The sequence below is a fragment of the Methylobacterium sp. CCH7-A2 genome (genome assembly GCF_001557075.1).
GTDB lineage: Bacteria > Pseudomonadota > Alphaproteobacteria > Rhizobiales > Beijerinckiaceae > Allobosea > Allobosea massiliensis.
Genome location: NZ_LSKN01000052.1, coordinates 1 through 13,139, shown reverse-complemented (window position 1 = coordinate 13,139; position 13,139 = coordinate 1). Strand labels below are relative to the sequence as shown.

At 68.6% G+C, this 13,139-nt stretch carries 10 protein-coding genes and 1 tRNA gene; 4 read left to right on the top strand and 7 right to left on the bottom strand.

The window, feature by feature from the left end:
* Nucleotides 1–83: 83 nt before the first annotated feature.
* Nucleotides 84–2,147 carry a 4-alpha-glucanotransferase gene (gene malQ / locus AX750_RS03910; RefSeq protein WP_066720604.1) on the top strand — a complete coding sequence of 688 codons (2,064 nt, stop codon included), beginning with the start codon at nucleotides 84–86 and terminating at the stop codon, nucleotides 2,145–2,147.
* A 6-nt stretch (nucleotides 2,148–2,153) separates the two neighbouring features.
* Here the strand turns inward: malQ and AX750_RS03905 are convergent, their stop codons facing one another.
* Nucleotides 2,154–3,548 carry an SNF2-related protein gene (locus AX750_RS03905; protein WP_245282299.1) on the bottom strand — a complete coding sequence of 465 codons (1,395 nt, stop codon included), beginning with the start codon at nucleotides 3,546–3,548 and terminating at the stop codon, nucleotides 2,154–2,156.
* Nucleotides 3,549–3,693: 145 nt separating this feature from the next.
* Here AX750_RS03905 and AX750_RS03900 point away from each other — a divergent pair, with 145 nt between their 5' ends.
* A complete protein-coding gene (locus AX750_RS03900; protein ID WP_066720598.1) occupies nucleotides 3,694–5,082 on the top strand; it encodes a M20 family metallopeptidase in 1,389 nt (462 codons plus the stop codon).
* Nucleotides 5,083–5,085: 3 nt separating this feature from the next.
* Here AX750_RS03900 and AX750_RS03895 read toward each other — a convergent pair whose 3' ends face one another.
* The 3 genes from AX750_RS03895 to AX750_RS03885 all read right to left on the bottom strand — a co-directional run bounded on the left by AX750_RS03895 (nucleotide 5,086) and on the right by AX750_RS03885 (nucleotide 7,865).
* Nucleotides 5,086–5,337: a hypothetical protein gene (locus tag AX750_RS03895; protein ID WP_066720595.1), complete on the bottom strand. Its 252-nt coding sequence runs from the start codon at nucleotides 5,335–5,337 to the stop codon at nucleotides 5,086–5,088.
* Between the two features lie 111 nt (nucleotides 5,338–5,448).
* Nucleotides 5,449–7,113 carry a TRAP transporter large permease subunit gene (locus tag AX750_RS03890; protein ID WP_066720685.1) on the bottom strand — a complete coding sequence of 555 codons (1,665 nt, stop codon included), beginning with the start codon at nucleotides 7,111–7,113 and terminating at the stop codon, nucleotides 5,449–5,451.
* Nucleotides 7,114–7,265: 152 nt separating this feature from the next.
* On the bottom strand, nucleotides 7,266–7,865 hold the full coding sequence (locus AX750_RS03885; protein WP_066720592.1) for a TRAP transporter small permease subunit: 600 nt from the start codon (nucleotides 7,863–7,865) through the stop codon (nucleotides 7,266–7,268).
* A 231-nt stretch (nucleotides 7,866–8,096) separates the two neighbouring features.
* Here AX750_RS03885 and AX750_RS03880 point away from each other — a divergent pair, with 231 nt between their 5' ends.
* Entirely contained in the window at nucleotides 8,097–8,615 is a 519-nt protein-coding gene (locus AX750_RS03880; RefSeq protein WP_197426604.1) for a cupin domain-containing protein, read from the top strand.
* A 44-nt stretch (nucleotides 8,616–8,659) separates the two neighbouring features.
* On the opposite strand, the gene AX750_RS03875 is transcribed toward AX750_RS03880, so the two are convergent.
* From AX750_RS03875 to AX750_RS03865, 3 genes are all read right to left on the bottom strand, one after another.
* Nucleotides 8,660–8,735: transfer RNA gene (locus AX750_RS03875), tRNA-Lys, on the bottom strand.
* A 157-nt stretch (nucleotides 8,736–8,892) separates the two neighbouring features.
* Nucleotides 8,893–10,167 (bottom strand): solute carrier family 23 protein, encoded by a 1,275-nt coding sequence (locus tag AX750_RS03870; protein WP_066720589.1) that lies wholly within the window; start codon nucleotides 10,165–10,167, stop codon nucleotides 8,893–8,895.
* A gap of 279 nt (nucleotides 10,168–10,446) precedes the next feature.
* Entirely contained in the window at nucleotides 10,447–12,030 is a 1,584-nt protein-coding gene (locus tag AX750_RS03865; RefSeq protein WP_066720586.1) for a 2-isopropylmalate synthase, read from the bottom strand.
* A gap of 390 nt (nucleotides 12,031–12,420) precedes the next feature.
* Here AX750_RS03865 and AX750_RS03860 point away from each other — a divergent pair, with 390 nt between their 5' ends.
* On the top strand, nucleotides 12,421–13,062 hold the full coding sequence (locus AX750_RS03860; protein ID WP_066720583.1) for a YoaK family protein: 642 nt from the start codon (nucleotides 12,421–12,423) through the stop codon (nucleotides 13,060–13,062).
* The last annotated feature ends 77 nt before the right edge of the window (nucleotides 13,063–13,139 follow it).

The window sequence follows — 13,139 nt, the reverse complement described above, 5'->3', positions numbered from 1 at the left end:
GCCCTGCCCCCGCCTGGCGAGGCATGATGATCCGCCGCCCTGCCGCCACCCCGACCTGACCGAACCTGCAAGCGGAGCCCCGCATGAGCGACGACATTCTCCGCCAGCTCGCCGTCAAGGCCGGGATCGCCCCGCGCTGGACCGAGCAGAACGGGGCGGAGCGCGAGGTCTCGGCCGAGAGCCTGCGCTTCATCCTGAAGGCGCTCGGCCTGCCAGCCGGCACCGACGCCGATCTGCGGCAGTCGCTCGCCACCGTCGAGGCCGGGGCGAACCTCTCCGCCCAGTCCCGCTTCACCACGGCCCGCACCGGGCAGACCGTCGTGCTGCCGGTCGCCGCCCAGGCGAGAAGCCCGGTGGAACTGACGCTCGACGGCGGCACCCGCCGCACCGTGCGTTCCGAGGAAGGCTATGACGGCTCGCTGACACTGCCGGCCTTCGACCGGCCCGGCTATCACACGGTCCATCGCGACGATGGCGATTTTATCATCGCGACGGCGCCCGAACGCTGCATCACCTTCGCCGATCTGAACGGCGGGCGGGCCGGCTTCGGCCTCGCCGCCCAGATCTATTCCCTTCGCTCGCCGCAGGACGGTGGCATCGGCAACTTCGCCGGTGTCGCGGCGCTGGCGAGAAAGGCTGCGGCGCACGGAGCCGATGCGCTGGCGATCAGCCCGGTCCACGCGCTCTACGGTGCCTCGCCCGAGCATTTCAGCCCCTATTCGCCCTCGACCCGCCTCTTCTACAACCCGCTCCACGCCGATCCCACCGCCGTGCTGCCCGAGGCGCTGCTGCGCGAGGTGATCGCGCGCGAAGGCCTGGGCGAGGAGATGGACCGGCTCGCGACGCTGCGCCAGATCGACTGGCCGGCCGCGACAATCCTGCGCCAGCGGCTGCTTCGCGCGCTGTTCGAGGCCCTGCGCGCACCCGACGGCAGCGGCGGCCAGGCCCGTGCGGCGCTGGATCGGGCCCTGGCGGAGGCCACGCCGCTGCTGCGCTCCCACGCCGTCTTCGAGGTGCTGCACGCCGCCCAGCTGCGCCGGGATCCGCGGGCCTGGAGCTGGCGCTCCTGGGAGGCCCCGTTCCGCGACCCCGACGGTCCGGCCGTCGCGGCCTTTGCGGCCGAGCACGCAACCGAAGTCGAATATCAGATATTCCTGCAATGGCTCACCGCCTGCTCCTATGGCGCCGCCCAGAGCGCCTGTCGCGAGGCGGGCATGAAGGTCGGTCTGATCGCCGATCTCGCCATCGGCATGGACGCATCGGGCAGCCATGCCTGGAGCCGCCAGCACGAGGTGCTCGGCGGGCTCAGCGTCGGCGCCCCGCCCGACTACTACTCGGCCGAAGGACAGAGCTGGGGCCTGACGACCTTCTCGCCGCGCGGTCTGGCAGCCAGCGGCTTCGCGCCCTTCATCGAGACGCTGCGGGCGAGCCTGCGCCATGTCGGCGGTATCCGCATCGACCATGTCATGGGGCTCAGCCGGCTCTGGCTGGTGCCGGAAGGGGCGTCTGCGCTGGACGGCGCCTATGTCGCCTTCCCCTCCGAGACACTGTTCCGGCTCGTCGCGCTCGAATCCTGGCGCCATGGCGCCATCGTCATCGGCGAGGATCTCGGCACCCTCCCCGACGGCTTCCGCGACGATCTGCGCCGCCAGGGCGTGGCCGGGCTGCGTGTGCTGCGCTTCGAGAGAACGGATCACGGCTACATTGCCCCCGAGCATTGGGATGCCGGTGCTGCGGCTCTCACGACAACCCATGACCTCGTCCCCACCGCCGGCTGGTGGGCCGGCAGCGATCTCGAGCCGACGGAGGACGGCGTTGATCACGAGGGCATCCGCGCCTGGGACCGTGGCGTGCTCTGGGGCGCCTTCGAGCAGGCCGGCGTCGCCGAGGGCGAACGCCCGGCGCCGGAGGACACCGACCCTGTCGTCGATGCCGCGATCCGCTTCATCGCCCGCACGCCCTGTACGTTGAAGCTGCTGCCGATCGAGGATGCGCTCGGCATCCGCACCCAGCCCAATGTGCCGGGCACCACGACCGAAAAGCCGAACTGGCGCCATCGGCTCGATGGCGAGGCGGGGTCGCTGCTGGACGACGAGCGCGTGAAACGGCGCCTGGCCGATCTCGGGCCACCGCGTCCGGAGGGCTGAAGACCCTCAGGCGGCCCGGCTCTCGACGATGCCGGCGATCGCCTCGAGCAGGCGGGTGTCGTCGCCCGCCAACCCCTCCATCGCCGCCATGCGCTGGATCACGGTCGCGGCCACCGCCTCCTCAACCGTGTCCTCGGCATAGGCGTAGAAGATCGTCGCGTGCTGGCCGTCGCGATGGCAGCGCCCCTCGATCTGCTGCAGCTGGATCGCGCTGTGGCGCATGTCGTGAATGACGAGCGAGCGCTCGCGCTCGCCGCCCGGCATCTCGCCACGGTGCAGCGAGATCGACTCCGTCACGGTGAAGATCACCGCGTCGAGCTGCCCGGTCTGGAAGGCGATCCGCGTGTCCTCGTTCTGGAGGCCCGAGCGCTCGCCATTGATCTCGCCGACGCGCCAGCCGCGCCCGCGCAGCGCGTCGGCCAGCATCGCGCTGGTCTCGAGGAAGGCAACGGAGACTGCGACCTGCTCGTCATTGCCGAGCAGATCGTCGCAGAAATCCACCGTGCCTTGGATGCGCAGCAGGCTCGCCTTCTGGCGGAATCGCAGATCGGCCGCCCAGCCCTGCGGTTTGCGCGTCGACCCGCCGGCGAGGCCGAGTTCCTTGCGGAACTCCCGCCAGGTCGCCTCGTAGAGCTTGCGTGCGGCGGCATCCAGCGCGACCGGGGCGAGCTCGCGCTGCACCTCCGGCCAGCCTGCGATCTCCTCCGGCCGCCGACGCAGCCCGATCGCCCGCGGGCCGCGATAGAGCAGCGCCGCCATCCGGGCCCGGTCGGCCTCGTTGGGCTCCCAGCTCCAGTTCTTCCAGCGGCCCCTCGCCTTGCCCATCTTCAGCCGCTTCATCAGCTGGCGGAACCCGTCGAGATCCGCGCTCGGCATGTCGGCGGCGCGCGCCAGCAGCGGCCCGAGATAGGACAGCTCGTGCGGCGACTGCCCGGCGGTCGCACTCATGTAGATGGTGAAGGAGGCGGCGGCCGCCATCTGCCGGCAGACCAGCCCCTGCTGCGAGTTGGGATTGCGGATGCGGTGCGCCTCGTCGATCACGACCAGCGGCCAGATTCGTTTGGGCACGCCGAGCTTGGCCAGCTCGTTGTTCTTCGCCCGCACCGAGCGCTTCTTCGAATCCGGCGGCGGCGCCAGCAGCGACTTCGTCTTCTCGAAATTCATCAGCGTGACGCGTTTCGGCGGCAGGCCAGACAGCGCCATGGTGCGCCGCCATTGCGGGATCGCGCCCTTGGGGCAGATCACCAGGATCTCGTCCTCCGGCATGGCCGAGAGCGCGAGCCAGGCCGAGAGCGTCTTGCCGAGTCCCGTGAGGTCGCCGAGCAGGAAACCGGGCGCTCCGCCTGCGCGCGCCGCGAGGATCGCCGCGCAGGCGACGCGCTGATGCTCATGTGGCACCATCGGCCGCTCCGCGTCCGTCATAGGGCGCACAGCCGTCGCGCGCCATCGCCGGTGGCCGATTCTTGCATGGCTATGGCAGTATCAACGCCCGGCGCCCCCGGCAACGGGATCGCCTTCCTCCGACGCCCCCAGACAGCGAGCTTCCATGACCCGCGCCCAAGCCATCGCGCATGCGCAAGACTATTTCGACACCGGCGCTTTCAAGAGTGACCTCGGCCGTCTCATCGCGATGCCCACCGAAAGCCAGAACCCGGACCGGGCGCCCGTCCTGACGGAGTATCTCGAGCGCGAGATGCGCCCGCTCTTCGAGGGGCTGGGCTTCGAATGCCGCATCCTGCACCACCCCAAGGCCAAGGGCCCCTTCCTCTTCGCCCAGCGCATCGAGGGTGAGAGCCTGCCGACGATCTTCGGCTACGGCCATGGCGACGTCATCCGCGGGCTCGACGCGCAGTGGAGCGAAGGCCTCTCGCCCTGGACCCTGACCGAGCGCGACGGCCGCTGGTATGGCCGCGGCGTCGTCGACAACAAGGGCCAGCATGTCATCAACATCAATGCCTTGCGCGCCGTTCTTGAATCGCGCGGCAAGCTCGGCTTCAACGCCAAATACCTGATCGAGATGGGCGAGGAATCCGGGTCGCCGGGCCTGCGCGAGCTCTGCGCCGACGAGGCCGAGCTGTTCCGGGCGGATGTGCTGGTGGCCTCGGACGGGCCGCGGCTGAATGCCGAGCGGCCCACCGTCTTCCTCGGCGCGCGCGGCGTCATCACCTTCGACCTCTCGATCGTGGCGCGCGAAGGCGGGCATCACTCGGGCAACTGGGGTGGCATCCTCTCCGACCCGGCGATCCAGCTCGCCCACGCCATCGCCTCGATCACCTCCCCGACCGGCCAGATCCGCATCCATGAATGGGTGCCGAAGGAGCTGCCGCGCGCCGTGCGCGAGGCGGTGTCGGATTGTGTCATCGACGGCGGACCCGACGGCCCGGTGATCGATCCGGGCTGGGGCGAGCCCGATCTGTCGCCGGCCGAGCAGGTCTTCGGCTGGTGCTCCTTCGACGTGCTGGCGATGAAGTCAGGCGTGCCGGAAACGCCGGTCAACGCCGTGCCGCCAAGCGCCTGGGCGCGCTGCGCGCTGCGCTTCGTCGTCGGCATCGATCCTAAGGACGTCGTGCCGGCGCTGCGCCGCCATCTCGACCGCCACGGCTTCAAGATGGTCGAGATCATCATGCCCGGCGCGGAGCGGTTCGGCGCGACGCGGCTCGACCCCGAGGATGACTGGGTGCGCTTCACCCTCGCCTCGATCGCACGCAGCACGAACAAGAAGCCGGCCCTGCTGCCCAATCTCGGCGGCTCGCTGCCGAACGACATCTTCGCCGAGGTTCTGGGGCTGAAGACGATCTGGGTGCCGCATTCCTATCCCGGTTGCTCGCAGCATGCGCCCGATGAGCACGTGCCCGTCGAGCTTGCGCGCGAGGCGCTCGGCCTGATGGCGGGGCTCTACTGGGACATCGGGTCCGGCGAAGCGCCGCCCGTCTGAGGCCTACTCCAGCGGCTGTCGCGGATCCCGGTCCGGCGGCATGTCGTAAGGCGTGGCGGGCGGGGCTTCCGGCGGCGCGTTCGGCGGCAGTTCCGGCGGCGGCTCGGTCGGAATGCCCAGCGGCGCCTCGTCGGGCGGCATCTCGACTGGCGGCGCCGGCGGCACCTCGCCCGGCGTCAGCGGCGGGGCCTCCGGCGGCGGCGTCGGGATGGCGGGCGTACTGCCCGGATCGGCCTGGGCCTGCAGATCGTTCATGCGCAACTCCTCGCTTCGCGAGGCAACGCGCCAGCCGCCATTTCGTTCGCGCAAATGAAAACGACGCCGGCTCACGCCGGCGTCGTTCGATTGTCTGGGCTGCGGTCGCCGCTACTTGAAGGAGGGCGGCGCGGTGAGGTCGAAGGCCGGCAATCCGCCACCGCCAGGCCCGCCGATGCCGGGGATCTGGATCGAGTCGAACTGCTTGTCGATCGCCTTCTGGTCGAGCTGCACGGCCGATGCCTTGTAGTGCATCACCATCTGCGGGAAGGTCACGACCAGCGCCACCATGATGCACTGGATCACCACGAAGGGCACCGCCCCCCAGTAGATCTGGCCGGTGGTGACCGGCTCCATCATCGTGCCGGTGACCTTGTCGCGATAGCGGTCCTTCGGCGCCACCGATCTCAGGAAGAACAGCGCGAAGCCGAACGGCGGGTGCATGAACGAGGTCTGCATGTTCACGCCGAGGATGACGCCGAACCAGATCAGGTCGATGCCGAGCTTTTCGGCAGCCGGCCCGAGCAGCGGGACGATGATGAAGGCGAGCTCGAAGAAATCGAGGAAGAACGCCAGCAGGAACACCATCACGTTGACGACGATCAGGAAGCCCGTCGCGCCGCCCGGCAGGCCGACCAGCAGATGCTCGACCCAGAGATGGCCGTTCACGCCGTAGAAGGTCAACGAGAAGACGCGCGCGCCGACCAGAATGAAGAGCACGAAGGCCGAGAGCTTGGCCGTCGATTCCGTCGCCTGCTTCAGCAGGTCGAAGGTCATGCGCTTCTTGCCATAGGCGAGCAGGATCGCTCCCGCCGCGCCCATAGCGCCGCCCTCGGTCGGCGTCGCGACGCCGATGAAGATCGTGCCGAGCACCAGGAAGATCAGCGCCAGCGGCGGCACCATCACGAAGATCACCTGCTCGGTCATCCGCGAGAGCAGGTTCAGCCCGAGCAGCTTGTTGATGATCGCGATCACGAAGGAGATGCCGACCGCGATCGACATCGTCAGGATGACGAAATCGGCGCCCGCCTGGACCTTCGTGAAGGTCTTCATGATCGCGTAGGCCGCGCCGAAGGCGATGATCGTGATCACCAGTAGCGAGCGCCGGCGGGTCTGGCCGTCGGCATCGCGCAGCGTCTGCGCCTCCGCCGGCAGGCCGGGCGCGCGGTTGGGATAGATCATCGTGACCAGGAACACGTACCCGGCATACATCGCCGACAGCACGAGGCCCGGGATGAAGGCGCCCTCATACATGTCGCCGACCGAGCGGCCGAGCTGGTCGGCCAGCACGATCAGGACGAGCGAGGGCGGGATGATCTGCGCCAGCGTGCCGGACGCCGCGATGACGCCGGTGGCGAGGCGCCGGTCATAGCCGTAGCGCAGCATGATCGGCAGCGAGATCAGGCCCATCGAAATGACCGAGGCCGCGACGACGCCGGTGGTGGCCGCGAGCAGCGCGCCGACGAAGATGACCGCATAGGCGAGACCGCCGCGGATCGGCCCGAAGAGCTGGCCGATCGTGTCCAGCAGATCCTCCGCCATGCCCGAGCGCTCGAGGATGAGGCCCATGAAGGTGAAGAACGGGATCGCCAGCAGCACGTCGTTGTTCATCGTGCCGTAGATGCGCTCCGGCATCGCCTGCAGGAAGTTCTCCTGGAACAGGCCGAGTTCGATGCCGACGATCGCGAAGAGCAGGCCGTTGGCGGCCAGCGCGAAGGCCACCGGATAGCCGAGCAGCAGGAACACGACGAGCGCGGCGAACATCACCGGCGCCATGTTGACGCGCAGGAAGTCGCCGAGGCCGGCGGCATGGGCCTCGCCCGTATGCAGGCCGAGGAAGGCGACGAGGGAAAGCGCCAGCAGCAGGCCGGTAGCGCGGGAGAGACGGGAAACGGTCATGGTGGCGATCCGGCGGTCGTTCGGGTTGCTCACGAGGCCACCCCTTGCTGCTTGGCCTGCTCCAGAAGGCGGTGCGCCTCGGCTTCGGCCGCGGCGGCATGGCCGCGCAGCGTCTCGTCATCCTCGAGATGGCCGCGCATGATCGCGACCTGCTTGATGATCTCGGAGACGCCCTGGATCGCCAGCATCACGAAGCCGATGACGACGAGCCCCTTGGCCGGCCACTGCGCCAGACCGCCGGCCGAGAGCGACTGCTCGTTGATGGCGTAGGAGCGGACGAAGAACGGCCAGGAATGGTAGATCATCAGGATACAGAACGGCATCAGGAACAGCGTGTGGCCGATGAGGTCGATCCAGCGCTGCACGCTCTTGGGCAGCAGGCCGTTCACGATGTCGATGCGGATGTGCTCCTTCACCTTCAGCGTCCAGGCCGCGCACATCAGGAACACAGCGCCGAACAGCATCCATTGCAGCTCGAGCCAGGCATTCGACGAAACGTTGAAGGCCTTTCGGATGATGGCGTTGACGGCAGCCACCAGCACGGCGACGAGGATCAGCCAGGCGATTTTCTTGCCGATCTGCTCGTTGATGGTGTCGATGACACGGCTGAGCTGGAGTAGTCCCTTCACGTCGGTGCTCCCAATTCCCGTGCGGCGCCTTGTTCTGCAAGCAGGCCCCGTCCGCGTTTCGGTTATAGGAAGGCCATGCAGCACACAAGCGCCGAGGCGGCTCCGTCCCACGGCGATCTGCCCTGATTTTCGGCATCATCTCGCCTGTCCTGGGCCTCCGACCGCGCTGTGGAACGGGCGACTGCCGCAGGCGTTTTCCGCAGGCCAGAAGCGAGGTTGCGGATGATGACGATGACGACGACGGCCATCCATCTCGAGGCGCGCGGCTTCGTGCCCAACAATCCGCGCCTGCCGCTCGTGCTCTACCAGGCCGCCTTCCCTGCCGATGCCGGGGATTTGGCGGCCGAGATGGAGAGACGCTTCGCCGAGAATGGCTGGCCGCCCCAATGGCGCGACGGCATCTATGATTTCGACCACTACCACACGCAGGGCCACGAGGTGCTGGGCATCGCCGCGGGCTCGGCCGAACTCGTCCTGGGTGGCGAGGGCGGGCGGCGGATCGAGGTGAGCGCGGGCGACGTGCTGCTGCTGCCGGCCGGCACCGGCCATCGCTGCGTGCGGCACTCCGACGATTTCCTGGTGGTCGGGGCCTATCCGCCGGGCCAGAGCGCGGACATCGTTCGCAAGGAGGCGACGCCGGCGATGCTGAAGCAGATCGCCGTGCTCAGCTTCCCGGCTTCCGACCCTGTCCAGGGCGCAGAGGCGCCGATCACGCGGCTCTGGGCGGACCAGATGCTGCGCAACCGCTGAGGCAGCGTTGCGTCCGGGTCGTCAGAGATGTCGGAGAAGGTTCGTGGTGGGTGATGTAGGGCTCGAACCTACGACCCGCTGATTAAGAGTCAGCTGCTCTACCAACTGAGCTAATCACCCATACGCCACGAAGCGTAAGCCGTTCCGCGGGCTGGCCGCGTTAGGCAGGCCGGCGATGTAGCAAAGCCCCCCGCCCCTGTCCACCCACCTGTGACAGAAATATGTGAGGCCCGCGGCGAGACCGCCGCGGGCGCTGCCGACGCGGTTAACGGGCGCCTCAGGCGGCCTTGCGGTTCAGCAGGTGATAGAGCGCGATGGCGCCGAAGGTCGCCGTGCCGATGCCGCCGAGCTCGAAGCCGAAGATCGGCAGCTTGAGATCGCCGGCGCCGAGAATCAGCGCGGTGGCCACCGTCAGCAGGTTCTTCGGCTCGGAGAAGTCGACCTTGCTCTCGACCCAGATGCGCCCGGCCGTCGCCGCGATCAGGCCGAAGACGACGATCGCGAGCCCGCCCAGCACCGCCACGGGGATCGTGCCGATCACCGCGCCGAATTTCGGCGAGAAGCCGAGCGCCAGCGCGATCATGCCGGCGGCGACGAAGACGAGCGTCGAATAGACCCGCGTCACCGCCATCACGCCCATGTTCTCGGCATAGGTGGTCACGCCGGTGCCGCCGCCCGATCCCGCGATCATGGTGGCGACGCCATCGGCGATGAAGCCCCGCCCGATCAGCGGATCGAGATTGCGCCCGGTCATCACCGCGATGCCCTTGATGTGGCCGAGATTCTCCGCGACCAGGATGATCGCGACCGGGGCGATCAGCGCGATCGCCCGCCCGTCAAAGACCGGCGCGACGAAGTTCGGCAGGCCGAACCAGGGCGCCGCTGCCACCCGCGCGAAATCGACCGGCGGGGCGCCGAAGCTCGACGCCGTCAGCGCATAGACGAGATAGGCGAGGAAGCCGCCGATCAGGATCGGCAGGCGCTGGGCGAGGCCGCGGCTGTAAACGGCGACGACCGCGACCGAGACCACGGTGAACAGCGCGATCCACTTCGTGTAGGGGCTGGCCGAGATCATGTTCATCGCGACTGCGGTCAGATTGAGACCGATCGCGGCCACGACCGCGCCGGTCACCACCGGCGGCAGCAGCCGCTCGATCCAGCCCGTTCCGACCGCCTGCACGATCACGCCGATCACGGCGTAGAGCGCACCGCAGGCGATGATGCCGCCGAGCGCCACGCCGATATTGGCGTTGGGTCCCGAGCCCGCATAGCCGGTCGCCGCGATCACCACGCCGATGAAAGCGAAGGACGAGCCGAGATAGCTCGGCAGCTGCCCGCGCGTGACGATGAAGAACAGCAGCGTCGCGACGCCCGAGAAGAAGATGGCGACGTTCGGATCGAACCCCATCAGGATCGGCGCCAGAGCGGTCGCACCGAACATGGCGACGACATGCTGCAGCCCGGCGATGAAGGTCTGCCCCACGGGCAGCCGCTCATCGGGCATCACTGCGCCCGAGGTCTTCAGGGTCCAGTTCGGGAAATAGCCGGCCATCGCCTTCGCTCCACGCAAGAGGGGCGGCCGCTGAGGGCGGCCGCCGATGCAGCGAAATGAAGGCAAGATGCGGGCCCGCGCCAGATCACGGCACGGTCATCCACTGGAATCGGACCCGTCCATGTCGGATACGCGCCGTCATCCCGGGCGGAGCGGAGCCGCCTCCGTCATAGTCTGGCTTGTCCCGACCATCCACGTCTTCGATTGTCGAGCCCCACGCCCAAGACGTGGATGCTCGCCACAAGGGCGAGCAGGACGAGGCAAGCGGATGCCGCGCCCCTACTCCGCCGCGGCCTGCGCGTGCAGGCGCGAGCCCTTGGCCATCAGCTTGTTGAGCGCGACGAGATAGGCCTTGGCAGAGGAGACCAGTGTGTCGGGATCGGCGCCGCGGCCGGTCACCGACGAGCCGTCATGGGTCAGCCGCACGGTGACCTCCGCCTGCGCGTCGGTGCCCTCGGTGACGGCATGGACGTCGTAGAGCTCCAGCGTCGCCTCATGCGGCACGATCGTCTTGATCGCGTTGAAGATCGCGTCGACCGGCCCGTTGCCCTCGACCTCCTCGGTGACGAAGCGGCCGTCGACGTCGAGCTTCATCGTCGCGCGCTGCGGTCCGCGCGTACCGGCCATCACCGTCAGCGAGACGAGCTTCACGCGGTCATGGGCCGAGGCCAGGTTCTCGTCGACCAGCGCCTCGATATCCTCGTCATAGACGTGCTTCTTGCGGTCGGCGAGCGCCTTGAAGCGGGTAAAGGCGTCCTCCATCTGGTTCTCTCCCAGATCGTAGCCCATCTCCTTCAGCTTCGAGCGGAAGGCGGCGCGGCCGGAATGCTTGCCCATCACCAGCGAGGTCTTGGTGACGCCGACCGAGGCCGGCGTCATGATCTCATAGGTGGTCTGGTTCTTCAGCATGCCGTCCTGGTGGATGCCGCTCTCATGGGCGAAGGCGTTCCGCCCGACGATCGCCTTGTTGTACTGCACCGGGAAGGCGCAGGCGCCGGAGACGGCCCGCGAGGTCTTCATCAGCAGCGTCGAGTCGATGCCGGTGTCGTAGGGCAGCACGTCGCCGCGCACGCGCAGCGCCATCACCACCTCTTCCAGCGCGGCGTTGCCGGCGCGCTCGCCGATGCCGTTGATCGTGCATTCGACCTGACGCGCACCGCCCTCGATGCCGGCGATCGAGTTGGCGACCGCGAGCCCCAGATCATTGTGGCAATGTACCGAGAAGATCGCCTTGTCGGCATTGGGCACGCGCTCGCGCACCTGCCGGAACATGGCGCGGTACTCGTCCGGCGTGGCGTAGCCGACGGTGTCGGGGAGGTTGATCGTGGTCGCGCCGGCGCGGATCGCCGCCTCCACCGCGCGGCAGAGATAGTCGATCGGGGTGCGGGTGGCGTCCATGGCCGACCACTCGACATCCTCGACCAGGTTGCGCGCCTGGGCGACGGTCCTGGTGATGATCTCCAGCACCTCCTCCTGCGACTTGCGCATCTGGTGCTCGAGATGGATCGGCGAGGTCGAGACGAAGGTGTGGATGCGCGGCTTGCCGGCATGGCGCACCGCCTCGCCGGCCCGCGCGATGTCGCCCGGGATGGCCCGCGCCAGGCCAGCGATGGTCGAGCGCTTGCTGCGCCGGGCGATCTCGGAGACCGCTTCGAAGTCGCCCTCGGAGGCAATCGGGAAGCCGGCCTCGATGATGTCGACGCCCATCGTGTCCAGCATTTCGGCGACCTCGAGCTTCTCCTCGAAGGTCATGGTCGCACCGGGGCACTGCTCGCCGTCGCGCAGCGTGGTGTCGAAGATCAGCACGCGCTCTTTCGAGGAAGCGGGCGTCGAAGCGCCGTGGCTGTGGGTCGGTTCGGTCATGGTCGTGATCCTGAAAGAGCTGGCGCCGCTCTCGTCGGATGCTGGCGCCTCAAATCGGAAGGGTCATTCTCGTCACTCCCCTGAGCGCCCAGGCATGCATGCCCGGCCGGCCCTCAGGGGCGGCTAAGGAGAAGAAGCAGACCGAGGCTGGAGACGGGACGCGCGCGCAGGCCCGCGATCCGCGCAGGGGCGCGGCCGAAAGGCGAAGCGGGGGCGAACGTCTGGGACAAGCGGAATCCTCGAAGACCGTGGAACGATGTAGCCGAAAACGGGAGCCGCGCGCAAGCATATGTCGCAGGCGCCTGCGGGATTGGGAGGCCGGCGGCGCTGCCCCTATCATCGGCGCCGTATGCGCAGGCCGGCGAGTCGGCGCGGCGGGGGATGCGGGCGATGCTAACTTACAATCGCTGGGCGATCGGGCTCGCCTTCTGCTTGTCGGGCCTCGCGGGCTATATCGACACGATCGGCTTCATCAGCCTCGGCGGCTTCTTCGTCTCCTTCATGAGCGGCAACACCACGCGGCTCGGCATCGAGCTCGCCGGGCTGAAGGGCGGCGGCATCGCCACCGCGGCGCTGATCCTCGTCCTCTTCGTCCTCGGCGTGATCTGCGGCTCGGTCGCCGGCCATTTCGGCGGGAGGCGGCGCAAATCGGCCGTCCTCTGGGTGGTGGCGCTGGCGCTCGCTGTCGCCGCGAGCCTCGACCAGATCGGCCTGAGCTTCGCCGGCGCCGCCATGCTCGCCTTCGCGATGGGCGCGGAGAACGGCGTCTTCCAGCGCGACGGCGAGGTCACCATCGCGCTCACCTACATGACCGGGACGCTGGTGAAGATGGGCCAGCGCATGGCGGGTGCCCTGCTCGGCGGGCCGAAACTCGCCTGGGTCCGCCATTTCCTGCTCTGGATCGGCCTGCTGACCGGCTGCATCAACGGCGCCGTCGCGCATTACCTCGTCGGCCAGGGCGCGGTCTGGCTGGCGGCGCTGGCGGCTGCGATCTTCGCGCTCGCTTTGCCCTTCCTGCCGCTGGACGATTGAGCGGGCCTTGGACCGTACTCTCACGCGTGGAGGTGGGGCTCGTTCCCTCCCCCCGCGTGCGGTGGGGAGGGTTAGGG